The following is a 24751-nucleotide window of genomic DNA, read 5'->3' on the forward strand; positions in this document are numbered from 1 at the left end:
CGTGCAGATCGCCGAGGCAAAGGTCCGCACCGACCATTGGGATCCTCCGGAGGATTTGCCGGACCTCGGGGATTACCCGGAAATCCATTGGCAGCTGCGCGCATCGGGCAACCCGTGTTCCAGGATGCCCGGCCCTACCGACTGGGCCTACCAGGGCGTGGTCAAGCTGCGAGCGGAGGACGCGCGGACGTTGGCGAGGCGGTACGACTTCGTCCCCTACGCATCTGTCAGCCTGGCTGAACTTCCCCTTGACAGTAGCCCCGCAGAGGTGTGGCCTGCGCTGGCGCCGTTCCTGCCGAGCGAGCCGCGGTGGCTGCACAGCAGGTCGTACAACGAAATACCACCCTCGCCACGGTGGCGGGTCGCGTTCCTCGATGTCGAGCACCAGACGCTCTTGTTCATGCTCAACGACCACTAAATGGCGTCAGCACAGCAGGAGCATGATCGCTTCCTGCACGTAGCGCCAGGCGGTGGCGACACCGACGGCGAACCCGGCGGCGAGTCGGGTGTAGGTGTCACCGTTGCGCAGGTGGGCCAGGGCGAGTAGTGCCTGTCGGCCCGGATCGAGACGCCGCCACCGGGATCGATGCTAGTTACGGTGCGTTCGGATGAGGTCGGCGAGGTGGTTCAGGGTTCGGCTGGACAGCGGGATCGTGGAGGGGTAAGACAGCACAGGCGAGGCTCCCGGTCGGGGCATCGGATCTTGGTCGACTGCTGTCTTACCTGGAGCCTCGCCCTTATCGATCTCCGGGCTCGCCGCACCCACCCTGAGCTGCAAGATCAGCTTGGAAAAGGCTCATTGAGTGGTGCGCGATAACGGCTCATCGAAGTTAGGCGGGGTTGAGTTGCCCGCGGTGGCGTCGGGTGGTGGCGGTGCGAGTGCGTAGGCGCTGGTTTCCGGGGTTGCGGAAGCCGTAGGCGTCGCGGGCGAGGGTCTTGATCACGCGGTTGGTCCCCTCTGACCCGGCGTTGGTGATCCCGGTGGTCAGGAAGGCCTGGACCTGTGGCCACCAGGTCTCGATGGTGGTGGCGAGGCGGTGCAGTTCGGGCAGGTCAGTGGCGGCGCAGCGGGTGTAGAAGCGGCGGAGCAGTTGGTGGACGTGTTCCCGGTCGGGCTGGGTGCGGGCGGTGGCGAGCAGGTCGAGCAGGTCTTCCTTGGCGTTCCATGCGGCGAGGATCGGGGCGCCGATCATCGCGGGCAGGGCTTGCAGGGTGTCGACTAGGTGGTCGACGTGCTTGCCGGGCATGCGGGCAGCGGATCGGGTCAGCCGGTTGCGCATCCGCCATTCCGGGTCGGTGCCGCGGCCTCGACGCCCGCGCTCGGTCAGCGTCACGCGGCGGCGGACCTCGGTGACGGCCCGGTTGGCCAGTTGCACGACGTGGAAATGGTCAACGACCAGCAGCGCGTGGGGTAACACCTGCCGGACGACGCTCTTGAACACGGTGCACATGTCGATCGCCACCGCCCGGATCTGGTCGCGCCAGGCTTGCGGGCGGGCGGTCAGCCAGCCGGTGACCGCGGCGGTGGTCCTGCCTTCGACCTGGGCGAGCAGCCCCTGTCCGCCGGACAGATCCACGAAGCCGACGTGCCACCGGTCCGCGGTCGTGGTCCACGAGCCGGCCTGCTCGTCCCAGCTCCAGCGGGGCTTGCCGCGGCGAACCTCGTCAATGCCGAGCACCGTGACCGGCTCCGGCTCGGCCGGCAACACCGCCCTCGCGTGGGCGATGAACGCGGCAGCGACGACCGGCCAAGAGACCCCGTGATCCCGGGCGGCCTGCACGATCGTGCGACCGCCGTCGGCGACCGCCGCACCCGCCGCCTGCCGCAGCCGGGTGGTCAGCCGGGAGCGAGACGGTACCTGCGCGACCTGCTCGGTGAACGACTTGCGCGGACAGGCCGGGGTCGGGCAGTACCAGCGGCGTTTACGCCAACGCAGCCGCACCCGCCGGCCGCCGACCGGCAGGTCCCGCGGCCGGGTCGTGGTCCACTGCTTGATCCGCGCCGCCCGCTGCCCGCACTGCGGGCAGCATCGCGCCTGCTCACAACCGGTGGCCAGGTGCACCACCGGGACGCCTGCGGCGTCCATCTCGACTCGCTCGGCCACCAGGCCGTCCAGGCCCAGCAGCCGGGTCGTATCGTTGACCATGCTCGCAGCTCTTCACTTGTGACCATCCGAATTCGACACTCAGATGATCACCGATGAGCTGCGAGCCCTTCACGCTCGGGCCGGCTCCAGCAGCGAACCCCGTTCAACTTCGAAGAGCCGCGATAACGCTCGACGGCTGCTGTGGCAGCGGCAGCAGAACAGCCGACCGGGGCGGCTCGGGCAGTGGGGCTTGAACCGGGGCGGACATCCTGGCGGTATACGCCCATGCTAGTGGTGTCGCTCAGCGGCCCAGAGAAGATCGGTGATGGCAAACTCGGGCAATGCAAGGTCGGCCGCCGACGTGATTCGGAACGTCCCACCCAGCGCGTCAGGTGTCCATCCAGTCTTCTGCGCGTACCTGACAAGTGCGCCGACGTCTTCAGCCGTCGGGAACGGATACGTTTCCCCACTGCCGTGCACGTCCGTCTCGATGTACTGGTAGCCCTGGGCGATGGCAGGTGCTGAGGGACGCTCGGTCAGGTCGAGCTGTAGGGCGCGGCCGTTCTTTCCTGCACCCCAGGCGCGGATCCTTATGCAGCGGTGCAGGCGACCGTCAGGGCCGGGTGCCGTCCGGATGTCGGCCTTCCAGGTGAACTCTCGGCCGTCAATGTGCAGCTTGCGTAGCCTCGACCTCATCCGCCCGTGCTTTCAGTCGTAAACCAACGTGTAACGCATCAACCGGAGTCGGACAGCTGGCTCGAGCAGCCGGAAGTGGCGTCCAGACCACGAAGTCTAGGGTTTGACGACCCACTGGACGTTGGTGGGGCGTCCACCGGTGTGCAGGAACTCATGGGTCGCCCGGCGGGCCTGGGTGGCTGTGATCTCGAAGGGCTCGGCGTCGTCGGGAAGGGCGAACCATGGGTTGTCGTACGCGTATTCGGCGTCGTCGACGACCTGGCCGGCCGGGGCACCAGGCGGTACCGGTCCCCACGCGAGGAGAAGGTCGGCTTCGGTCTCCCAGTACAGGCCGGACCGACCTCCGTAGAAGTTGACATGCAGGGTCCGCCGGCCGTCGTCACTGACGAGAGTCACGCCCTTGGGCGGTTCGGAGGCGAGGATCGCATCGAGTTCGGCAACGTCGGCCACTGGGGTGGCGATGCTGTCAATCCACGCCTGCACGCTGCATTCACCTGGCTCTCGCTTGTGATCACACGGGATGGTTGAGCCTAGTGGACGCATTGCCGTTCCCGGGCGGGGCCGAGGCCGTTCCGGTAGAGCTCTCCACCTTGTCCCCGTCCGGGCAGGCTGGACGGCCTACGACCGCCCGACGAGGAGATGCGCTTCACGTGACGGTCGCTTGCTTTGCGGATGAGGCGGAGCCGGCGTGATCGCGCTGGCCCCGCCCCGTACCGCAGGGCTGCTCCGGTCGATGCAGAGTCAGTCCTTCTCAGTTGGCAGGTGTGGGCGTGGGCCGGCGCTGCGGTCCGGCTGCGCCGTGTTGCGCTGCTCCCGCTCTCCGTTCGCTGAGGATCAGCGCGACCACCGCGGCGAGCAGCATGGCCGACCCGATGGTCGCGGTGAAGGTGAGCCGTTCGTTGAGCAGGAGCACCGCGATGAAGGCCGCCGTGACTGGCTCGATCAGCGCGATGACCGATGCGGTGGTCGCGCGGACCGAGGCCAGCCCGACGAAGAACAGGCTGTACGCCACCGCGGTGGGCACCACCCCGAGGTAGGCGAGCAGGCCCAGCACCTGACGGGAATCACCGGAGGTGGGCAGGAGCCCCTCGACCAGGGCCAGGGGCAGCAGGCACACCATCCCGACGGTGAACCCACCCAGTGCCGTTGCTTGGGCGCTGCCGCTGGTGCCGTCCCCGCCGATCTTTCGGTTGAGCAGGGTGACGCCCGCGTACCCCCCGGCGGACAGTAGTGCGCAGGCTATCCCCCGCATTGGTGCGGAGGCCGTGTTGGCGGTTCCGCCGGCCAGCAAGAGGACCAGCCCGACCAGCGCCGTTGCGACCGTCGCCGCACCGGCTCTGCCGAGTCGTTCGCCCATCGTCACGCGAGAACCGACGGTGATGAGGATCGGCCCGGAGCCGAGGGTGACCATGGTTGCGACGGCCAGTCCCGCGTATCCTACGGCGGCGAAGTAGGCGGTCTGGTAGATGGCGAGCCCCACCCCGGTTGCCAGCACCTGCCGCCACCGGTCACGCGAGGGCGTGGCTACGGCCTGGGTGCCGGCGGACATGGGTGCCAGCGCCACCGAGCGTCGCCGGAGCACCAGGTGCCCGGCGGTGAGCAGCAGGGCCCCGCCGACGAAGCGCCAGAAGGACACCGCGACCGGTCCCATTCCGCTCGTGTCGTAGAGGATGGCCGCCGCGGCACCGCCAGTGCCCCAGGCGACCGCCGCCACAAAGATGTAGAAGATTCCTCGCCCCACGGTCGGGGGCAGGTTTGTGTCCACAGTGTTCTCCGTTGTCGTCGCCACCCGGGCACCACGAACGCACCCGGGCTCGGTTAAGTGAGCCGGGTCAGAAATGGCGTCGTTACCGGGTGGCCGGTGGCGGTGAGACAACGAGGAAAATCACCAGCACACCATAGCCGAGAAGCGCGGTAGCGCCGCTCGCGAGAGAGGTGCAGGTGGGAGCCACCGACGCGAACCGACCGAGACGAAAGCCGAAGCGGATTGAGTCGCCGAGGCGTGACGACGGGGGGACCGCTGCGGACGGAGACCGCCTCTGCGTCGCAGTTGATGACGACCTCACAATCGCAGAAGCCGCCGAACTCATCGAGGCCCTGGCGGAGGGGCTCCCAATCGACTCCCTGCTCGCGCGCCCACCGCTCACTGAATCGCCGGGTGTGGTCACAGCCCTCGGTGACGTTGCGGGCTCGATACGACGGCCAACGGCGGATGACCGCGGTCGACGACGGCAGCGGCGACCAGGGCGTGACCTGACAGCGGGCCAGGTCGGGGGATAGCCGTCGCCTCCGCCGATGACGAGCGCGGTCAGCAGCGGTGGGTGTCAGCGCTGGTTCATTCGTCCAGGATTTGCCAGCAGGCGTCCCGCGCGGCGGTCAGGTGCTGCGGGGCAAGGCCGGCGAACAGCCAGGCATAGCGGTCGGCCGGCGGGGGCACAGGGGCGCTGCGGATGCCGGAAAGCGCTTCGGTGATCATCGGCGCGCTCTGTACAAGTACCGCGCCGGTCTCGAAGGCGGGGAGGTGTGCGGGGTCCACCGCGTCCTGCACGCCTTCGCGAAGGTCCGCGGCGTACAGGTAGCCGTCCTCATCGGCGACCAGTGTCAGCCCATTCGGGCGGGGTCGTCGACCGTTGGCCAGGACGTTGGCGACCATCGTCAGGCAAACGTGACGGACGGTAGACAGTTGGTCGTGGTCGAGGCGCCCGAGCAGGGGGGCGAAGCGGCTCGCGATGACTGCTGGCTCAGGGCGCCGGTCAGCTGGGTCCGGTGGTGCGTTGACCAGTCCGTTCAGCGCTCGGGCGGCGGTTGCCAGGGCCATGACCGTCTCGTATCCGAGTACGAGTTGTGTGGGTACCAGGAACTCGGCCAGCTCCCGGGCGGCGGCTGGGCCGGTGGGGTTCGGGCGTGTGTCGGGCGCTTCGTCTGGCTCAACGGCTGTGGCCGGCGGTTCGGCCTGCGGCTGCCAGATGATGCTGACGTACCAGTACAGCGGCGAACGGGGTAGCCGTGCGGCAGAGGACTGGTAGAGCGTGACGGTGCCTCCTGCGCCCTGGCGCCACAGCGTGTACTGCACGTTGCCAGGGTCGCCGACGGTGAGCAGCCGAGGGACAGCCCCGAAGGTGCAGCCGTATGCCCGCAACTGGTCGAGATAGCCGGTGAATGGGCCGGTCGACCGGCGCCACGCCGCGTGCTCGACGGCACCGGTTCGGCTGCGCTCGGCGAGGACGAGGGTGGCCCGCTCCGGTACCGGAAAGTCGGCGGGAAACCCGGGAGGCAGTCCACGCCCGTCAAGCTCGGTCAGCGGGTCCATGCCGTCGTACCGGGCGGCCCTTGGATCATGGGAAAACGGCGACTTCGGCTCGCGCTTCGGGGCCAGCCGACCGTCGACTCGGCCGCCGGCCAACTGGTCCAGGACGATCCGGACGACCAGGGCCGCGTAGCGAATCTCATCCTTCATGTCCAGGTGCAGAACGGGTACACCGTCGTCGTCGAGGACCGCGCACCAGTTCGGCAGGGCGGTGTCCGGCTCCGCAGGGTGGCGGATCTGGGAGATCTCCGCCGCCGCAGCTTGCAGGGCAGCGAAGGCCGCGGCAGGCTCGGTGGCGTCGTACACGGCGAGCGCGGTCGCGGAGGAGTGTTCAGCGACGTACGCGACAAGCGCCGGCTCGTCAGGATGCGGCACGCCGAGGATCCTGCCACGCGCAATGGGATTGGCCCATGCTCTGCCGCCGATGGCGTCGGCGCTGGTCCGTCTCTGAGCGGATCTCCTGATCGGCATCTATGACGAGGGCCGGAGTTCGGGGGCGGATCCCAGAGGGCTTCGGGTCTTGGTCTGCCGAAGGCGTCTCATGCTGCGTCGTGCCCATGCCGGGTCTCGGCGGTGTCGGCGCAGCGGGTGGCGCAGCCGTCGTATGCCAGCAGGGCGATCCGTCGCCCGTCGGGGCTCCAGGCGGCCCGGCCGGCGAGCCGTCGCCGTTCGCCCAGCTCGACCTGCCAGCGCACCCGCCTCCAGAGGGGTCGGCCACCACCAGCCGTGCCCGCTCGGCGATCTGGGCGGCCGGGTCCGGCGGGCCCGTCACGGCGAGCAGTGACCTGTCGGGGGACCAGGCCGCCGTGCTGTGGCTGGTGAAGGTGCCCACCGACAGCACCCGCTCCGCGCCGCTCCGTGGGCATCGCGCCATTGAACCGGACCCGGGGGCGGTGTCCTTGCCTCAGGCTCACGAACTTGATTGTTGATCCTGAGGTGTTCGCTGCAACCGGCGACGTGGCCGGCACCACGACTTGGTCATCACGTGGCACGATGCGCTGGACCGCTGAACGGGGACGGAAGGACCAGCGAATTGAACCCGGCGCCGTCCGTTGTGGACACCCGTGTCTACCCGTACGCTTCGGCGCTTACCGGCGGTCACCTCGCCCTGGCCACATCGGCGCCGGACCGCGCCGACGAACAGCAGTACTTCGCCGGCTTCGTACGGACGCCGCGGGTGGTGGCCGGCGGCCTACTGGCCTTGGCCGACATCGCCCGTGCGGACTTCCGCCAGGCTCGCGCTGCCATGTCGCCGGGCCGCGATCCGGTGGTGACCGGTGACGGCGAACGCTTGCGGTTGGAGGCGCTGTCGACGTGTGGCGGGCTGTACGGGCGGCTCGACCTCGCGGCCGCCGAGCTCGACGGCGCGTGGACCGGCCACGGCACGACCAACGTGGACATCAACCCGCCGCTGTACGAGTCGCTGACGCGCGTTGGCCCCGCCGACCCGCTGCGCCTGTCGGTGGGGGCCGACGAACTCGCGGTCGCGACGTTGGACGGCAGGATCGTGGAGAAGCAGGTGCCGCTGCCGGCGCGATGGCTGCGCGGGCTGGCCGAAGTGGCGGCTCAAGTGCTGCCGCTCGACCTGCGGCTGGAGATCCCTGCCGGCCGAGCCGTCGCTCTGCTGGCCGAGATGTCGGCGCGCACCGGCCGGCAGAGCCGCTGGCTCGTGCCGGCGGGCTCGGGGTGGCGCTCGACGACGCGGCCGGTGCCGGGCGCGGTCTGTGTGGCGGACGGGTTCCGGCTGTCGGTGCTGCGCCCGCTCCTTCCTCTGGCCCGCACGGTCGCGCTGTACGCACCGCCGGTCAGTGGGGCGCCCGCCCAGGTGAGCGGTTGGGTACTGGACTTCGGCACCGCCCGCTTCACGCTGCTGCTGTCGGCCGCCGTCAACCACGGGTTCGCCGGCGACGGGCAGTTGCTGGCCGATCTCAGCGCCGACACCGCGGTCGCCGACGCCGACGCGCTACAGATGGTGTTGGCCGCCGAGCCGGTCATCGACCGTGCGTCGATCGCGGTACGCACCGGTTGGCACCCCGCCCGGGTCACGTCGGCTCTGGCCGCGCTGGCGGCAGCGGGTCAGGTGGGCTACGACGTTGCCGCGGCGTCCTCCTTCCGCCGCCCGCTGCCGTACCGGGCTGATGCGGTCGCCGCCCTGCACCCTCGGCTGGCTGCGGCGCGGATCCTTGCCGACAGCGGGCGGGTGACGATGACCGCGGCGGGCGCCGAGGTGACCTCCGGCGAGACGACCTATCTCGTCCATCGCCGCGGCGACGAGTACGCCTGCACCTGCGTGTGGTGGGCGGAACACCAGGGCCGACGCGGCCCGTGCAAGCACGCCGTGGCGGCCATCATCAGCGAGCAGACGGGGCAGCGGGATGAGTGACGTCTGGCACGAGGTGTGCGAGCGCATCGACGACGCCGACTTCGACGTGTTGGCCGAGACGCTTGCCGGCATCGACGCCGAGGAACGGGCGGCGTTGCTGCCGCTGCTGGAGGGGCACAGCCCGGCACCCGCGACGCCGGAGCCGGTCGTCCTGCCGCCGCTGGAACCCGAGCCGGAGCCCGAGCTGCCGACGACCGGGGGGTTCGCGTTCTTCTACTCGCCGGCGGACGGAGAGCCGCCGAGAGACCCCGAGGAGCTCCGCGCGTACCTCGCCCGGCAGCGACTGCGGCAACGGGAGCAGGACCGCAGCAGGCGACGGTGGCACCTCGAGCGGCAGGCCACCGAGGCCGCCAGGCGGAAGACCGAGCTTCGGCGGGCAGGTCTGGCACTGGCCATTCTCGCGTGCACGCCCACGGCCACCGACGCGGTGAAGCGGCTGCATCGGCCGTGGTCCGCGGGGCCGCCGCTGCGCGCGCTTCCCGAATTGGTGCCGGGTCTGCTCCGGGTTCGGGGCACCGCCTGGTGCACCACCCTCGCCCGCGGCATGGCACGCCGAGCCCGGGGCCGGGCGACGCCATGGCCCTTCACGGAGGCGCTGATGCGGGCCGTCGGCGCCGGGCCACCGGACACGCCCGGCGCCGTCGCGCAGTACGTGGCGAATCGGCGCGGTGGGCCCCTCGCCGACGTCCTGGCCGACGATCCCTGGTTCCACCACGTGCTGCCGTACCTGTTCGACGACGACCGGGTCGCAGCGGCGTTCACCAACGGGAGCGCTCGTGCCTGGCCGACCGCCGTGGTGGAGCTGGCCGAGCGTGGGCGCGTCGAGCGGGGGTTGGTGATCGCCGGGTGCCTGCGCCGGCTCCGCTCCGGTGGACGACAGGGCCTGCTCCAGCCGTACCTCGGCATGCTCAAGCAGGTGACACCGACCACCGACGAGCTGGCCGGACACCGCCAGGAGCTGGTCGGGCTGCTGACTGCGCCGATGTCCACGGTCGCCGACTTCGCGTACACGTCGCTGCGGGCGCTGCACCGGCGCACTCCGCTGGATCTGGCCACCCTGACGGAGATCACCCAGAGCATGCTCTCGAGGCCGGAGAAGAAGCTGGTCCGCGCCCATCTCGCCTGGCTGCGCTCGCTGCCGCTCGACGACGTCGTGGACGGGCTCGTCATCGGGCTGCACCACCCGGTGCCCGAGCTCGCCGAGCGGACGCTCGACCTCATCGAGCCGCGGCTGCCCGTGCTGCCGGAGGCGTTCCGGGAACGGCTGCGCTCCGAGCTGCCGGCGCTCGACGGTGTCGTTGCGGAACGACTCGCCGCGCAGCTCGGCGCGACGTACTCGGCGCCGACATCCGCTCCGGCGCTGAGCACCGACCTGCCGGCCGAGCTGCCGCCACCGCTGGACCTGGGCGCCCTCGCCGGTGAGTTGGCGACGGTCCTGCGCACGGGTGACCATGATCCCGTCCGCCATGAGCAGATCCTGGACGGCCTCGTGCGGGCGACCCGCGGCGACCGTGCCGCCGCCGCTCGCGTGCTGGAGCCGGTGATGCCGCAGTGGCCGGGCCGGTGGAAGTCGCTCATCACCGCTGCCATCGGTCGGCCGGTGCCGTACCAGATATCCGGTGCGCCGCTGGAGCTGTTCGTGGAGCGCCGGTGCGCCGAACTGGCCGTGCGGCTGGCCAGCGACCCGCCACCGGCGCTGCTGGCCACGCCGGCCACGGTCGCCGGTCACGTGGACCCGGACCGGGTGCTGAGCCTGCTGCAGCAGGCGGAACGCGACGGCTGGCAGCCCGGCGACGCGGACCTCACCCAGGCCCTGCTCCGCCTGCCTCGCGTGGTGGACGCCGCCGTCCACGCGGCAGCGGCGCGCCTGGCGTCTCCCGCCGGCCGTCGGTTCGCCGACTGGCTCGTAGCCGGTGCCGAGCCGCGCACCTGGGTCGAGGAGGCCCAAGGCAGTCATTACTTCTCGGGCCGCCGGATCGCGATGCTGGACCCGGTGGGGTTTCCGTGCGAGCTCGCCGACCCGCGTACCGCCACAGAACGGGCCAACACTGGGTGGCGCATGCCCACGTTGGCGCTGTGGCCAATGGTGACCCCGTCACACCGCGAGCTGGCCGCCGCGCACATCCAGCCGTACGTGGCCGCCACGGTCGACCGGGGCAACCCCGGCACCGGCTTCCTGGAGGGCCTCGCCGCAGCGGACGGCCCGGTCGGCGCGGCGATGTCCTCGACCCTGGCGTACGCGCTGGCCAGTCACCGGGAGACCGTGCGCCTCGCAGCCGGCGACGCACTCATCACCCTCGCCCACCGCCCCGACTGGGACAGCACCAGCGTCGGCGCCGAGGTCGGCATACTGGCCGGCGCCAACCAGATCGTGCTGCAACGCATCGTCCGGCCGCTGACCGAGGCAATCAAGGCCGGCGCGCACGACGCGGTCTGGCAGGTGACGTCGGCGGCGTTGCCGGCGCTCCTGGCCGCCGGCCAGCGGCCGGGACTCGCCGATGTCATGACGCTTGCCGGCAACGCCGCCCGCGCCGGTCGGCATACGGCCGACCTGCCCGGCTTGGCCGCGCTGGCGGCCAAGCCGGGGCGCAGCCGGCTCGCCGAGGCCGCGCGTCGGCTCGTCACGACCATGTCCGGCCGGCCGTAGGGGAGCTTGTCGCCGCGGCTGTCGGAGGGTGATGGCCCTGCTGGGGAGTAGGAACCCGATACCGGCCCGTGCGGTCACCTGACGGACGACCAGGACCCTGGAAAGGATGCGGGTTCCGCCCCGAATTCCGGCCCTCCTCGCAGGTCGACCGCGATGAGGAGATGCGCTCAGCCCAACTGTGCCGCGTCCGGGCCCTCGCCCCAGATGTTCATGATCGTCCAGCGGGTCAGCCCGTAGACCAGCGTCCAGCCGACCGGCGTCAGGTAGGACAGCACGATGACGAAGGCCGCGACAGTGCCGGCCCGGATCCGGTCCCGCAGCGCCGGCTCCCCCTCGCCCTTCAATGCGCGTCGGCCGCGCCAGGCGAGAAGCGCCGCGGACAGCGGGGCCAGCCAGGCCACCGCCATGGCGAGCATGGTGAACCAGGCGAACGGATGAGCCAGCGAGCCGCGCACCGACTGCCCCTCACCCAGCGGCGCGTACACCATGTCGTACACGCTGTTGCTGTCTCCGCCGTGCGGCCCGCCCAGCAGCCCGAAGAGGAAGAAGAAGACCGCGAGCCCGAAAGCCCACACCAGGGCCAACTGTGCCCGCCACAGTCCGTTCGTCATCAGTCCAGCACCCAGTTCAGCAGCAGCCGGCCCGGCGGCAGCAGCGTGAAGACGAGGAAGGCCAGTGTGAGCCCGGCCGCCCCGTACATCGAGAGCCGCAGTGCGTCGGACATCTCCCGGCGCCTTCTGGCCAGGGCGGTGAACGACATCAGGAGGAGGACCGCGGCCATCGGCCCCAGAATTGTGATGATCATGGCTGGTGTCACCAGCGCCAACATCGGCCCGTCGAACACCTCGCTGGGCGCCTGGCATCCGGTCGTCGGTGAGCAGTGGTCGGTCCCTTGAAAGGTGAAATTCAACAGGTACGGGATGACCGCGCCCGCCAGATAGAGAGTCACCATCGCCAGCTGCCCGATCACGAGCAACCGCGCCGCGACGAAACGGGACCCCGGCTCTGACACGGCCGAAGCATACGGTTTGTGGATCTGCAGAGCGAGGAGCGTACGGGATCAGGTTGCTGCTTTCAGGTGGTTCGCGATCGGTCAGCGGACGGCGGGGGAGGGGTGCCTCCTGACGGGTGGCGTTAGTCGTTCGTGAGTTGGGTGAGGAAGAAGTCCCGGACGTCCGCAGCGAGCAGCTCCGGCACCTCCATCGCGGCGAAGTGGCCGCCGCGCTCGAATTCCGACCAGTGCCGGATGTCGTACAGCCGCTCGGCCAGCGGTCGCACCGATTGGGTGATGTCGTGCGCGAACACCGCCACACCGAGCGGCACCCGGCACGGCTGCTGGCTCCCGCGCGGGGCGTCGTGGTGGAGCCGGCCCGAGGAGGCCGCGGTCGCGGTCAGCCAGTACAGCGAGACGTCGGTGAGCATCCGATCGTCGTCGACCGGTGTGGCGGGGTCGGTCCACTGTGCGAATCGCTCGGCGATCCAGACCAGCTGGCCGACCGGCGAGTCGGTCAGCGCGTAGCCGATGGTCTGCGGGGTGAGCGCCTGCAGAGCCTGATACGGCGGACGGTTCGCCATCAGCTGCCGGACCTTGTCCAGCCGCGCTTCATCCGCTTCGGATAGCTCAATGTCGGCGTCCGGGACCGGCCGGGTCGGCAGGTAGTTGACGTGCACCCCGACGACCTGCTCGGGCGCCACCGCGCCGAGCGCCGTGGAGATGCCCGAGCCGAAGTCGCCGCCCTGCGCACCGTAGCGCTCGTACCCCAGGCGGCGCATCAGCTCGGCCCAGGCCCGGGCGACCCGGACGGCATCCCAGCCGCGCTCGTGGGTCGGCCCGGAGAACCCGAAGCCGGGGATGGACGGAATCACCAGGTGGAAGTCGCGCGACAGCGGCTCGATCATCTCGAGGAACTCCAGGAACGAACCGGGCCAGCCGTGGGTGAGGACCAACGCGAGCGCGTCCGGGTTCGAAGACCGGACGTGGACGAAGTGGATGTTCTGGCCGTCGATCTCGGTGGTGAAGTGCGGAAGCTCGTTGAGCTTGGCCTCGTGCTCGCGCCAGTCGTAGCCGGTGCGCCAGTATTCGGCCAGTTCCTTGAGCCGCGCCAGCGGGAAGCCGTAGTCCCACCCCGCGTCGGCGACCTCGTTGGGCCAACGGGTGCGCGAGAGCCGGTCGGTCAGGTCGTCGAGGTCGGCCTGGGGGATGTCGATGCGGAACGGCTTGATCATGGCCTCAACTCCAGGGGAATTCATTCGACAGTCAAACATTCGGATGACAAACGTTCGATGACCGAACGATACCATAATCATTGGTGCCTCCAACGATTCGCTAGGCTTGCCGGCGTGAAGAGCCCATCGGAGGAGACGCCCGCCAGGTGGGAGAGCCTGCCCAGCTGGCTGCTCACCCAGACCGCCAACCACGCGCACCGCCTGGTGGCCGAGGGGTTCTCGTCCGTCGGCGCCCGCGGCTACCACTACCGCCTGCTGGCGACGCTGGAGCAGTTCGGCCCGGCCAGCCAGGCCGCGCTGGGCCGCCGTAGCGGCATCCACCTCAGCGACATGGTGGCGGCGATCAACGAGCTCGCCGATCGCGAACTGGTCGAGCGTGCGCCGGACCCCGCCGATCGGCGGCGCAACATCATCTCGCTGACCGCCGCGGGCAAGCGGCAGTTGCGGCGACTGGAGAAGCAGCTGGCCGACTGCCAGGACGACCTGCTGTCTCCGCTGTCACCCGAGGAGCGACAGCGGTTGACCGAGCTGCTGTCCAGGCTGTTGGACCATCACAACCGGCGAACCGGCACCCCGGAAGAGCCGGGGCGCTGACCGGGAACGCGCCCATTGATCCAGGCGTGGCCGGACCTGTCTCTGCACCGGGGCCGGTACGCCGACATTCTCGGAGTGTCAATCGGCGGCTGAGCGGGCTACTACGGCATGCACCGGGCGAGGCGGTCGACGAGCACGAAGCTGGGTGCCGTCGCAGCGATGAATCTGCGAGCGCCCACAGGTCTACCTCCCGACCGAGACCACCAACTCAGCGGGAGTACGGCATGGGCCTCATCCACATCGAGCTGTTCGCAACCCTCGACCTCGTCGGGCAGTCGCCCGGCCGCCCCGACGAGGACCCGGTGGGGTTCCCGTTCGGCGGCTGGCAGGCACCCCTGCTGGACGAGGTCGCCGGGGCGCAGGTCGGTGCCGCGTACGAGGGCACGGACGCCCTCCTGCTCGGCCGGCGGACGTATGACATCTTCGCCGCCTACTGGCCGCACCAGGAGGGCGAGAACAACCAGATCGCCAGGCTCTTCAACAGCGTCCCGAAGTACGTGGCCTCCCGCGGCCGGCCCGATCTCTCGTGGGCCGGGTCCACGCAGCTCGGCCCGGATCTGGCCGGCGCGGTGCGCGAGATCCGTGAGCGGCACGAGCACGTGAAGGTCGTCGGGAGCTTGAACCTGGTGCAGACCCTCCTGCGCGGGAAGCTCTTCGACCGTCTCGACCTCTGGGTGCATCCGATCGTGCTCGGCGTCGGGAAGAAGGTGTTCGACGGCGGCGCGGTGCCCACGAACGTCACACTCCTCGAACCGCCGGTAGCCAGTCCGAAGGGCATCGTGTACCTGCGCTACGGGCTCGTCGATGGCACGCCCGGGACGGGGGACATGAGCGCACCCGATCGCGGTGCCGGGCGCGACGACTGAAGCCGCCCCGCGCCAGGTGGTCCGTGTCGTCGGCGGTGAAACCGCCAGGTCGGCATTCCGTCACGGCGTCGGCAGCTCAAGGTGCCGACGCCGTGACGAAGTGCCTCGGCGGGGCGGAGCTTGGCACGCGACGAGCCCCAGAGCGGCCACGACCCTGCCAAAAATGGAACAAAACGGAATCCTGTTGGCCTCCTGCTGGTTACGCTGTCGCAGGAGGTAGCCATCATGTTGACAGAGGCGCCGGTGCAGGCGGCCATCCCAGCGAGCGACATGGAACGTGCTAAGCGCTTCTATCGCGACACGCTTGGCCTGACCATCTCGCGGGAGGCCGAGGACGCCGTGCATTTCGAGTCCGGCGGAACGCAGTTCTTCGTCTACCCCACCTCCAACGCTGGGCAGGCGCCCCATACGTTGGCGGCCTGGTTGGTCGCCGACCTCGACGCCGAGATGGCGGACCTCCGGAGGCGCGGCGTGACGTTCGAAGAGTACGACCTCCCTGGTCTCAAGACGACCAACGGCGTCGCCGAGTACCCGACGATGCGCGGCGCCTGGTTCAAGGACAGCGAGGGCAATATTCTCGCCGTGACCCAGCCCCGCGAAGGGTGACCCCCGGAGCCGCCATCCGCTCAGGCACGGTCACCGGCGCACCGGCACCCACGCGAACAGCGCCCGACCCCGTAGGTCAGCCCCGCCGTCACGACAACCGCGCCGGGTACGCCGAGCCGACGGGCCCGGCAGCGATCAGCAGTGCTATGACGGCGCTGGGCCCTGCCACCGGCTCCCGCGCTCCAACGGGTCCACTTCAGTGACATAGACCGTTAGGCTGTGCCAGCGCCGATCATGTCGCAGGAGGAGGCGGGAGCGCATGCCGAAGCAGCGCGTGCGGCGCATCGTCGTCGATGGCGGGGTCTACCGATGGCGAGTGCGTCCCGTCGATCCGCACTGGCTCACCGTGCGGGTGTGGCGCGACGGCGAACGCATCCCCCTGGCTGATATGCGGATTCCCTTTGACGACCCATCGGTGAACTACCCCGAGATGCTCGTCGCCGCCAGGCACGCACCAGAGCGGTTCGACGAACTGTTCGCACGCGAACCAGTGGGTCCAGGCCACGTCGCCGATCTGATCCGGCTGTGCGCCGGCCAGGAGTGGCGGTGCAGAACGTTCGAAGCCATCGATGGAATAGTTCAGCCGGTGCCCACGCCGGCCAGCGCGGAATGACGTGACGAACCCGAAACAACGGCCCTGACAAGATGGTGACCTCAACCCCGCCAACCACGCTTCGTCACCACCGAATGTGAGCCAGAGCCGGAACGTGGGACAGCGCCCTTACTCGGACAGTCCCCAGGCATCGGCGCTGTGCTGCTGGCCTGCTGCGGTGCGCCGGATGACCTGGACACCGGCGACAGTGGTGATCACGAGTGCGACGGATGCGGTGACCATCAGCAGGGTGGCCTCGGCCAGGACGCTACGCATGTGTTCGCCGCCCTGCGCGGTGACGGACAGGTACCGCATGGCCGCGATCAGGTTGAGGGGCACGGCGACGATGGCGCTCATCCACCAGCCGGCCACTGACGCTGGGGATGCGAGCGGGAGCCCGGTGCGCCGGCTCCGGATGCCCCAGTTGACGACGCCAGCGACGGCGGCAACCAGTGTAAGGAGCAGCAGCCAGAGCATCGCCGAGGACAGCTCACGAAGCGGCACCAGGCTGTTGACCATCTCCACTGTGCCGGACCCGTCGTGGGTCACGACACCGACCCGATGCTCGTACGCCGCGAGGGCGACGATCGTGTAAAAGACATCGACGACCGCGAGAACGACGAGGGCCCTCACGGCGGTGCGGGCAGCGAGCACCTGACGACTGTAGCTGAATGCGAAAACACGCTGATCTTGGCTTGCGGGTCTTGTGGACCTAACGCGGGTGCATCGATCTGCCGCCAGCAGGGCGGCAATCCTCCCGCCCGGGTGGGTACGTGTCTGGGATGCGGCCGACGACTACACGATGGTGCGGTGACCGCATGGCCAGTGGCTCAGGAAGGCCACCTGATCCTCGGGCGCTCGACGATCGGGACCCGGCACGTCCCGGGAGCCGGACGCCTCGCCGTCGCGCGGCGGGCGCCAGCAGCGAGCGTGGAGAGGATCGTCCAACGGCGGGGCGCCGTCAGGTTCGCTGCCAGCGGACCTCGCCGCCGACGACGGTCGTCATGACCTTGGTACGCAGCACCGCGTCCGGCGACTCCCGGTAGGGGTCGGTGTCCACGGCGATGAAGTCGGCAAGCTTGCCGGGCGCGAGGACGCCCTTGCGGTCGTCCTCACCGGCAGCGTAGGCAGCGCCCAAGGTGTGGGCGCTGATGGCCTCAGCCATGCTCAGCCGCTGCTCAGGCTGCCAGCCGCCGACGGGCGTGCCGTCGGGGCGGGCACGGGTCACCGCGGCGTACAGCGCGGCGAACGGGTTGGGACTTTCGACGGGGGCGTCGGAGCCGAACGCCAGCGCGACGCCGACGTTCGACATCTCGCGCCAGGCGTAGGAGGCCAGATCGTGGCCGGCCAGCAGGGAGTCGACCAGGTCGATGTCGCTGGTGCAGTGCACCGGCTGCATCGAGGCGACGATGCCCAGCGTGGCCATCCTGGCCAGGTCGGCGGGCCGCAGGTGCTGCGCGTGCTCGATGCGGTGCCGCAGCCCCGGCGCGCGGCCGACCGCCTCGTAGGCATTGATGACCAGGTGGTTGGCCCGGTCGCCGATGGCGTGCGTGGCGACCGCGATGCCGGCACCCGCGGCCCTGGTGAACAGCCTGACCAGATCCTCGTACGGTGTGACAGCGATGCCCGTGTTGCCGGCCTCACCGGCGAAGGACTTGCTCATGTGGCAGCTGTGTGAGCCGAGCGCCCCATCGCTGAAGATCTTCACGGGCCCGGTGCGGAACCAGTCGTCGCCCTGCCCGGTGCGGCGGCCCTCGGCGATGGCCGCCTCCAGATGAACCATCGGAATCGCCTTGTGGATCCGCAGCTTCAGCTCGCCAGCGTCACGCAGGGCCAGGTACGCGGCCCGGCAGTCCTCGCCGTCGATGTCGTGCACGCTGGTCAGGCCGAGCGCGAGCAGCTCCTCTTGCGCGGTGTGCAGCAGGTCGCGCAGGTCGGGGGAGACCATGAGGTCGCGCAGCGGGTCCGAGGCAGCCTCGCGCAGGAGGCCGGTCGGCTCTCCGCCAGCGTCCCTGACGATCTCGCCGCCCACCGGGTCGGGAGTGCGCGCGTCGATACCGGCCAGCCGCAGGGCCGCGGAGTTGGCCCACACCGTGTGGCCGTCCACGCTGGGCAACGCGACCGGCAGCGCGGGACAGACCGAGTCCAGCGCGTACCTGTCCGGCTGCGCCGGCGGATCCCAGGTGTTGCTGTTCCACCGGCCGCCGAACAGCCAGGCGCCCGGCTGCAGCCGCGCCGCGTGCGCGGCCACCATGGAGAGGGCTTCGTCCAGGCAGCGTGCCTCGCGCAGGTCCACGGCGCCCAGGCTCTGCGCGTACTGCGCGGTGTGGATGTGGGCGTCGTAGAGCCCGGGGAGCACTGCGGCGCCCTCCAGGTCGATCAGCTCCGCCCCCGGGCCCGCGGCCTCGCGTACCTCCGCCTCCCCGCCGACGGCCAGCAGGCGATCGCCGTCCACAGCCATGGCCTGGGCCAACGGGTTGCCGCTGTCTCCCGTGTGGATGGCGGCGTTGCGGTACACGCGGATGCTCATACGACTCTCACCGTTTCGAGGGGCGGCGGTCCATCTACGAACCACCGGGCAATCCTAGGCCAGGAGCACCGCCACGCCGACCGGCCGCAGGTCGCCACGACCTCCTCGTCGGCGACGTCATCGGTGACCGGGGCGTCCACGGCCACATAGATCTTGTGATACGTTCGGCGCCGCCGTGCACTGCTGTGAACTGAGGAGGTGAGACCGATCAACGCTATGACAGGTCGGGGCTCCCTCCCCCGCATGGCTTAGGGAGTGCCCGCAGAAGGCATCCCGAAAGGCCCGAAACACTATGCGCTTCAGCTCTGAGACGTCGTTCGACGGCGTCTCCGAACAACTCTTCACCCTCGGTGAGATTCCCGGCGTGCTGTGGACGCCAGAAGGTGCCGCCGGTACCCGTCCGCTCATCCTGATGGGGCACGGCGGCGGCCAGCACAAGAGGGCCCCCGGTATCGTGGCCCGTGCGCGCCGCTTCGTGGCCGAGTGTGATTTCGCGGTGGTGGCGGTGGACGTACCCGGCCATGGCGACCGGCCGAAGGATGAGGAGTACGACCGGATCGCGACCGAGAACCAGGCCCGTGTGGATGCCGGGGAGGAGCTGGCTCCGCTGCTCGCTGGTTTCCAGGCGCTTGTGGCTCGCCAGACCGTTTCCGAGTGGCGGGCGGTCCTGGACGCGGTCCAGGATCTCGAGTACGTGGGTGCTGGTCCGGTGGGCTATTGGGGAGTTTCGTTGGGTTGCGGGCTCGGCGTTCCGTTCGTTGCCGCCGAACCCCGGGTCCGCGCGGCGGTGTTGGGCTTGGGCGGGGCGCTGGCATCAGCGGAGGTCGCCGCGCGGATCACCGTCCCGGTGGAGTTTCTGCTGCAGTGGGACGATGAGCGGGTGCCGCGGGCCCAGGGCTTGGCGCTGTTCGACGCCCTGGCCTCTGTCGAGAAGACCCTGCACGCCAACCCCGGCAAGCACGGGGAGATCCCCGCTTTCGAACTGGACAGCACCGTACGGTTCTTCGCCCGGCACCTCGGCTGATACCAGCGCCTACCTTCCGCGACGCGCCGATCGGGATTCGTTTCCCGATCGGCGCGTTCGGCGAACACTCAGAGGTGTTGCCGTCCGCGCAGGCCATGCCCGTGGCGAGGATCGCTGGTGACGACTTGAGGTGACCTGAGCGGACACCGCCCGGGCCGCCGGTTTGTTGCGGGACGTACGCTGATCGAACCGACAGGGGCGGTGCAGGTGATGCTGGACGACTTCTTGATCGAAATGCGTAGCGCGCAGACCCCCGGCTTTAGAGGGCGCGCAAATAGGTCAGCGGGGATGGGCTGGGCAGGAGGCGGGCACAGGCATTGTGATCATGAAGGTTCCTACGCCCAATGATCACTGGAACGCCTGTGCCCGCTGTCCCATCATGGCTGAGCGACCCATTGTGGGACCAGTTCGCCGCGCTGCTGCCACCCCGTGCCGGTACCGATCCCACCCATCCGCTGGGCTGTCACCACCGGCGTATCGCCGACCGGATCGTGTTCGACAAGTTGCTGCAGGTGCTGCGGTTCGGCTGCTCCTACCAGGGCATCGCCGACTCGACCTGCTCGGCCACCACGATCCGCAACCGCCGCGACGAGTGGATCCAGTTGGGTGTGTTCGCCCAGCTCAAGACGATCGCGCTGAACGCCTACGACGTCTCGTCGGGCTACTGCTGGACGACCTCGCCGTCGATGGATGCATCACCAAGGCGCCCGGCGGTGGCGAGGTCGCCGGCCGTTCACCGGTCGACCGCGGCAAGCAAGGCATGAAACGTTCGGTCATGGTCGAGGCCCGCGGCATCCCACTGGGCCGCGTCCTGGCCGGCGCCCACCGCCACGACTCCCCGCTGCTGGAATCCACCCTGGACCGGCTCGACGACCTCGGCCCGCTGCCCGCCACCATCACCGTGCACCTAGACGCCGGGTACGACTCCCAGAAAACCCGCGACCTGCTCACCGCCCGCAGGCTGACCGGCGAGATCGCCCGCAAAGGCGTCAAAGCCCCCATCCAGGCCACCCGGCGGTGGCACGTCGAGCGCACGAACGCCTGGCACAACGCCTTCAACCGGCTGCAACGCTGCTACGAACGCAAAGAAGACGTGATCAACGCCTACTTCGACCTCGCCGACGCCATCATCACCATCCGTAGCCTCATCCGTGCCGCTGCCTGTTCCGGCCGAGAACAACGCCGCTGAACGTCCAGCCGCCGACGGCTCAGGCCGCTTCTTCCGTCCGGTCACTCGCTCAGTGTCGCGGTCATCACGGCAGGCAGGGCCCGAAGGAGGCCGGCCCGCTGTGGCAGCCACTGCTCCGCGCGGGGTAGAAATGCATCTCCGCGCGGAGGCGGTCAGGCCGCTGGCCGGTTAGGCGTCGGCGATCGGGCTGGTGCCCAGGCGAACGTTGTCGATCGCCCAGTACCAGTTGTTGCCAGCATTGAAGATCCGGAAGTTGACCTTCGCCGACGTGGCCCCAGCCGGGACGGGGCAGGAGAGCCGGACGAGTCGGTTCTCCTGGTCCTTGCCCTGGTTGGTGTTCCCGGAGGTCGCGCTGCTGTAGTGCAGCAGCTGGACCTTGTCGCCGGTGTCGAACTGGACGGTGACCTCGGCCTCCTGCGGGCTCTCCTGGCGGTAATGGGAGTCGAAGCCCAGGTGAAGGGTGGAGGTGCCCGACGGGATGGCCGCGGCGGGGGTGGTCAGGGTCGAGTCGAACCGGCCCCGGCTGGACGGGCTGCCGGTGTCGTCCCAGTCGTCGGGGTCGGCGACCGCGACGATGCCGAGGGACCGGCAGAAGTTGGGGCGGTTCTGCCCGCCGGGGAACCAGAACTGCTTGGACAGGAAGGTCCAGCCCTGCAGCTCCCGGGTGCCCTGCGGCATGGTCGGTGCGTTGGTGACCGTCCAGCCTTCGGGTGTGGTTCGGGTCCAGCCGAGCAGGCCGGGCCGGCTGAGGTCGGTCGCCGGGGCGAGCGCGGGGGCGATGGACTCGAAGTCCTCCGCGAGCAGGTAGCCGGTCATGACGGGCCCGGTCTTGGCGGACAGGGACGCGGTCGCCTGCTGGACACTGCCGCTCAGATTCGCCGTGATGGTCGCCTTGACGCTGCCGGAGGCGCGCGCCGCCGAGGCGGGCGCGACGACGTCCCACTCAAGGCGGGCGGAGGAGCGGCCCGGAACGGCCGTCGGCGTGTCGCCCCTGGGGGTGGCGGTCCAGCCCGTCGGGGGGAGGGCCAGCGTGGCGGCCAGGCCGGTGAGTGGGGTGCCGCCGGCGTTGGTGACGGTGGCGGTCACGGTGACCGGCCTGCCTGGCGAGAGTACGGTGCCGTCGGTGCCGGGCGAGCTCGCCGGACCGGTCAGCGAGACGCTCATCGCGGGGGCGACCCGGGGGTGGACACGTGTGTCGGCGAGCCTCAGCAGGCCGTTGCTGTCGCCGTGGGCGGCGACCACCAGGCTGCCTGCGGTGGCGTTCGGGGCGGGCGTGACGGTGAAGTGAACATCGACCGAATCCCCGGCGGCGACCACCGCCGGCGCTGCGGTGGTCTGTTCGACCGTCCAGCCGGAGGGGGCGAGCAGGGCGACCGAGAGGTGGTCGAGCTTGGCGTCGGCCTGGTTCCGCACGGTGACGACGACATCAGCCGGGTTGCCCTGCGCGAACGGCGTGTCCAGGAATGGCAGCGGCTCCGGGAGGGTGATTGTCGCGGCCAGCGCCGGGGCGGTACCGGTCGCCGGGTCGGTGACGCCGGGCCTGCCGTCGGCCAGGCGGCCGGTCATCCGGCGCAGGAACGCCGGGTCTCCCTGGTCGACGACCACGACGTCGTACCAGCCGTGGTCGGGGAGGTGGATCGGCACGGTCCGGGTCTCGCCGGGCGCGAGGGTGACGGTCTGGATGTGGTCACCGGGGTTGTGTGGGTAGACGGACTCGCCGACGAGGAGCGTGCGGGTGACGGTGGAGGGGTTGGTGCACCGGACCTTCACCTGGCCGGGGATGGCCTGCTCGACCAGGTATGCCTCGGCGCCCACACCGGTGCCGCGCAGCTCCCAGACGGACCAGCCGGGGCCACTGACCTGCAGGTCGTAGCCGTCGGCGCCGTACTCGACTGTGTTGTCGGCGCTCCCGCCTGCGGAGACGGTCCACGCGTGCGGGGCGGTGCCGTCGCCGGGGTAGGCGGTGAACGTTGCGGCGGTGGTGCCCGCGTTGTCGAGGCGGAGGCGGACGCCGGAGCCGGTGACGCCGGCCCGCAGGGACAGCCGGTACGGAGAGGGGCGCGTCGGGCGGGTGCCGGCCTCCTGCTCCGGGAGCGACTGGTTCTTCGGCGGTAGGGGGTTCCAGCGGCCGACCGCAGACGGCACCGGGCCGGGCTGCTGCACCTTGGGCTGCGCGTATCCGCGGTTGAAGTCGAAGGCGGAGGTCAGGTCGCCGAACACGCTGCGGCGCCAGGCGCTGATGTTGGGCTCCTGGACACCGGTCCACTTCTCGAGGAACCGGATGACCGAGGTGTGGTCGAACGCCTCCGAGCAGACGAATCCGCCCACCGTCCACGGCGAGACCACCGTCATCGGCACCCGCGGGCCGGGGCCGACCGGCAGGCCGTTGAACCAGTCGTCGCTGTTGCCGGAGTCCGGCCGGGGCGCGACCGGGGCTGGCACGTGGTCGAAGTAGCCGTCGTTCTCGTCGAAGTTGATGAACAAAGCGGTCTTCGACCAGGTCTTCGGGTCGCTCGCGATGGCGTCGAGGAGATCGTAGATGAGGTTTGCGCTGCCGACCGGGGTGGAGGAGCTGGGGTGCTCGGAGAGCGCCGCCGTCGGAACCAGCCAACTCACCTTCGGCAGCGTGCCGTTCTTGATGTCGGACCTGATCCGCTGGACGAGGGTGTCCGGCTCGGAGCGGTAGGCGCCCCGCATGAACAGCCGGCGTTCCGCCTCGGTCAGCGAGTCGACACCCTGCTGGAACTGGGCCAGCGCGGCCTTCCGCTGGTCCGCGCTCTTGCCCCACAGGCCGTCGTAGAACTGCTCCGTGGTGGAGTACGGGCCGCTGACCTTGGAGAGGATCTTCCGGCCGATCTCCTTCCAGGGCCGGAAGTACTCCACCGCGTTGTCGGTGAAGTTGTCCCACTCCTGGTAGATCTGCCAGGAGACGCCGGCGGCCTCCAGTCGCTCGGGATAGGTCGTCCAGTCATAGCCCGCGTGGGTGTATGAGTACGCGGCGTTGGTGACAGCCCGGTTGACGCCGCCCGGCTCGAAGCCGGTCGTGCCGGTCCACAAGTAGTTGCGGTTGGGGTTGGTCGAGCCGTAGACCGAGCAGAAGTAGGCGTCGCAGATGGTGAAACGGTCGGCCAGCTCGTACTGGAGGGGGATGTCGCGCCGGTCGTAGAAGGCCATGGTGCTCTGCCCCTTGGCCGCGACCCAGTCGTTCCACCAGCCGTTCGCCCGGGCCCGGTTGCCGTCGGAGAAGCCGTGCGGGAGCGAGCCGAGGTACTGGATGTCGCTCTCCGAGCGGCCGGCGTCGACCGCCGCCTGCCGCGCCGAGAACGGCAGGACCTTGCCACCGCCGGACCGCGGCTGCTCGAAGACGGTGGCCCCGGCGGGCAGACGCAGCGGCGTTCGGTCGCCGAAGCCACGCACGCCCGTGAGGGTGCCGTAGTAGTTGTCGAAGGAACGGTTCTCCTGCATCAGGATGATGACGTGTTCAATCGCATCCATACCACCGGGCGGCAGCGGCGCGGCCATCGCCTTCAGCAGTGATGGGGGCAGAAAAGAAAGGGCTGCGCCACCGGCGATGGCGCCGAGAACCCCGCGGCGAGAGATACCAGACATGGAGCGGAGCCTAGGTCGCTCCGGTAGCACAACGAGCCCTGAGTGACGAATTTCGTCGACTGTTCAAGCATCAACATGGAGCGTTCCACCGGCTGTTAGCCAAGTTCTCCGTCGCACCCGTCCGAACGTTCGTAGCCGCAGGGCGTAACCCAGAGTCGGCATAGCTAGCGTCTCCAGGTGCATGACCTCAACGCCTCGCAGCTGGCCGCCAGCTCGGCCCGGCGCATCGCTACCACGGCCTGCGGGTCGTGCCCTGGGTCGCCCGGCTTGACCCCGCCGGGCCCGTCGCCGCACCGCCCGTCCACGGCGCGCAGATCGTGGTCGAGCTGGTCGGTGACCTGTGCAGGTCACGAGCACTGTCGTGATCCCCTCCGCCGCGTACCGGGCGAGGATGC

21 protein-coding genes and 2 pseudogenes are annotated in these 24751 nt (G+C 69.9%); 9 read left to right on the forward strand and 14 right to left on the reverse strand.

Annotated elements, in window-relative coordinates:
- On the forward strand, positions 1-418 hold a 418-nt coding region (locus ABZ570_RS27630; RefSeq protein WP_358069693.1), incomplete at its 5' end, for a hypothetical protein.
- 15 nt (positions 419-433) lie between these two features.
- On the opposite strand, the pseudogene ABZ570_RS27635 reads toward ABZ570_RS27630, so the two are convergent.
- The 8 genes and pseudogenes from ABZ570_RS27635 to ABZ570_RS27670 form a co-directional block, all read right to left on the reverse strand.
- A pseudogene (locus ABZ570_RS27635) lies at positions 434-673 on the reverse strand (transposase family protein); the annotation flags it as partial.
- A gap of 157 nt (positions 674-830) precedes the next feature.
- Positions 831-2147 carry an ISL3 family transposase gene (locus ABZ570_RS27640; RefSeq protein WP_358069696.1) on the reverse strand — a complete coding sequence of 439 codons (1317 nt, stop codon included), beginning with the start codon at positions 2145-2147 and terminating at the stop codon, positions 831-833.
- Positions 2148-2375: 228 nt separating this feature from the next.
- Complete coding sequence (locus ABZ570_RS27645) at positions 2376-2783, reverse strand: integrase (RefSeq protein WP_358069699.1); 408 nt, start codon at positions 2781-2783, stop codon at positions 2376-2378.
- A gap of 96 nt (positions 2784-2879) precedes the next feature.
- Positions 2880-3266 carry an Imm1 family immunity protein gene (locus ABZ570_RS27650; protein ID WP_358069702.1) on the reverse strand — a complete coding sequence of 129 codons (387 nt, stop codon included), beginning with the start codon at positions 3264-3266 and terminating at the stop codon, positions 2880-2882.
- A 268-nt stretch (positions 3267-3534) separates the two neighbouring features.
- A complete protein-coding gene (locus ABZ570_RS27655; RefSeq protein WP_358069705.1) occupies positions 3535-4572 on the reverse strand; it encodes an EamA family transporter in 1038 nt (345 codons plus the stop codon).
- A 29-nt stretch (positions 4573-4601) separates the two neighbouring features.
- Positions 4602-5111 carry a DUF2695 domain-containing protein gene (locus tag ABZ570_RS27660; protein ID WP_358069751.1) on the reverse strand — a complete coding sequence of 170 codons (510 nt, stop codon included), beginning with the start codon at positions 5109-5111 and terminating at the stop codon, positions 4602-4604.
- Between the two features lie 7 nt (positions 5112-5118).
- Positions 5119-6465, reverse strand: coding sequence for a hypothetical protein (locus ABZ570_RS27665; protein ID WP_358069708.1), 1347 nt, complete (start codon positions 6463-6465; stop codon positions 5119-5121).
- Between the two features lie 164 nt (positions 6466-6629).
- On the reverse strand, positions 6630-6785 hold the full coding sequence (locus ABZ570_RS27670; protein WP_358069710.1) for a hypothetical protein: 156 nt from the start codon (positions 6783-6785) through the stop codon (positions 6630-6632).
- A 482-nt stretch (positions 6786-7267) separates the two neighbouring features.
- Here ABZ570_RS27670 and ABZ570_RS27675 point away from each other — a divergent pair, with 482 nt between their 5' ends.
- On the forward strand, positions 7268-8473 hold the full coding sequence (locus ABZ570_RS27675; protein ID WP_358069713.1) for an SWIM zinc finger family protein: 1206 nt from the start codon (positions 7268-7270) through the stop codon (positions 8471-8473).
- Positions 8466-11120 carry a DUF6493 family protein gene (locus tag ABZ570_RS27680; RefSeq protein WP_358069716.1) on the forward strand — a complete coding sequence of 885 codons (2655 nt, stop codon included), beginning with the start codon at positions 8466-8468 and terminating at the stop codon, positions 11118-11120. Before ABZ570_RS27675 ends, ABZ570_RS27680 begins: the two co-directional genes overlap by 8 nt.
- A gap of 167 nt (positions 11121-11287) precedes the next feature.
- Here the strand turns inward: ABZ570_RS27680 and ABZ570_RS27685 are convergent, their stop codons facing one another.
- The 3 genes from ABZ570_RS27685 to ABZ570_RS27695 form a co-directional block, all read right to left on the reverse strand.
- Positions 11288-11731, reverse strand: coding sequence for a hypothetical protein (locus ABZ570_RS27685; protein WP_358069719.1), 444 nt, complete (start codon positions 11729-11731; stop codon positions 11288-11290).
- Positions 11731-12090 (reverse strand): hypothetical protein, encoded by a 360-nt coding sequence (locus ABZ570_RS27690; RefSeq protein WP_358069722.1) that lies wholly within the window; start codon positions 12088-12090, stop codon positions 11731-11733. Before ABZ570_RS27690 ends, ABZ570_RS27685 begins: the two co-directional genes overlap by 1 nt.
- A gap of 164 nt (positions 12091-12254) precedes the next feature.
- Positions 12255-13346 carry an epoxide hydrolase family protein gene (locus ABZ570_RS27695; protein WP_358069725.1) on the reverse strand — a complete coding sequence of 364 codons (1092 nt, stop codon included), beginning with the start codon at positions 13344-13346 and terminating at the stop codon, positions 12255-12257.
- A 114-nt stretch (positions 13347-13460) separates the two neighbouring features.
- On the opposite strand from ABZ570_RS27695, the gene ABZ570_RS27700 reads away from it, so the two are divergent.
- The 4 genes from ABZ570_RS27700 (at position 13461) to ABZ570_RS27715 (ending at position 16025) form a co-directional block, all read left to right on the forward strand.
- Positions 13461-13940: a MarR family winged helix-turn-helix transcriptional regulator gene (locus ABZ570_RS27700; RefSeq protein ID WP_358069728.1), complete on the forward strand. Its 480-nt coding sequence runs from the start codon at positions 13461-13463 to the stop codon at positions 13938-13940.
- A 224-nt stretch (positions 13941-14164) separates the two neighbouring features.
- A complete protein-coding gene (locus ABZ570_RS27705; protein ID WP_358069731.1) occupies positions 14165-14806 on the forward strand; it encodes a dihydrofolate reductase family protein in 642 nt (213 codons plus the stop codon).
- Positions 14807-14926: 120 nt separating this feature from the next.
- A complete protein-coding gene (locus tag ABZ570_RS27710) occupies positions 14927-15412 on the forward strand; it encodes a VOC family protein (RefSeq protein WP_358069733.1) in 486 nt (161 codons plus the stop codon).
- Positions 15413-15671: 259 nt separating this feature from the next.
- A complete protein-coding gene (locus ABZ570_RS27715) occupies positions 15672-16025 on the forward strand; it encodes a hypothetical protein (RefSeq protein WP_358069736.1) in 354 nt (117 codons plus the stop codon).
- Positions 16026-16133: 108 nt separating this feature from the next.
- Here the strand turns inward: ABZ570_RS27715 and ABZ570_RS27720 are convergent, their stop codons facing one another.
- Complete coding sequence (locus ABZ570_RS27720; RefSeq protein WP_358069739.1) at positions 16134-16658, reverse strand: hypothetical protein; 525 nt, start codon at positions 16656-16658, stop codon at positions 16134-16136.
- A gap of 307 nt (positions 16659-16965) precedes the next feature.
- Positions 16966-18534, reverse strand: coding sequence for an amidohydrolase (locus tag ABZ570_RS27725; protein WP_358069742.1), 1569 nt, complete (start codon positions 18532-18534; stop codon positions 16966-16968).
- A 292-nt stretch (positions 18535-18826) separates the two neighbouring features.
- Here ABZ570_RS27725 and ABZ570_RS27730 point away from each other — a divergent pair, with 292 nt between their 5' ends.
- Both ABZ570_RS27730 and ABZ570_RS27735 read left to right on the forward strand, forming a co-directional pair.
- On the forward strand, positions 18827-19558 hold the full coding sequence (locus ABZ570_RS27730; RefSeq protein WP_358069745.1) for an alpha/beta hydrolase: 732 nt from the start codon (positions 18827-18829) through the stop codon (positions 19556-19558).
- Positions 19559-19920: 362 nt separating this feature from the next.
- Positions 19921-20747, forward strand: a pseudogene (locus ABZ570_RS27735) (IS5 family transposase).
- Between the two features lie 168 nt (positions 20748-20915).
- Here the strand turns inward: ABZ570_RS27735 and ABZ570_RS27740 are convergent.
- Positions 20916-24356 carry a phosphocholine-specific phospholipase C gene (locus ABZ570_RS27740; protein ID WP_358069748.1) on the reverse strand — a complete coding sequence of 1147 codons (3441 nt, stop codon included), beginning with the start codon at positions 24354-24356 and terminating at the stop codon, positions 20916-20918.
- Between the last annotated feature and the right edge of the window lie 395 nt (positions 24357-24751).

The organism is Micromonospora sp. NPDC007271, from assembly GCF_040634005.1.
GTDB lineage: Bacteria > Actinomycetota > Actinomycetes > Mycobacteriales > Micromonosporaceae > Micromonospora.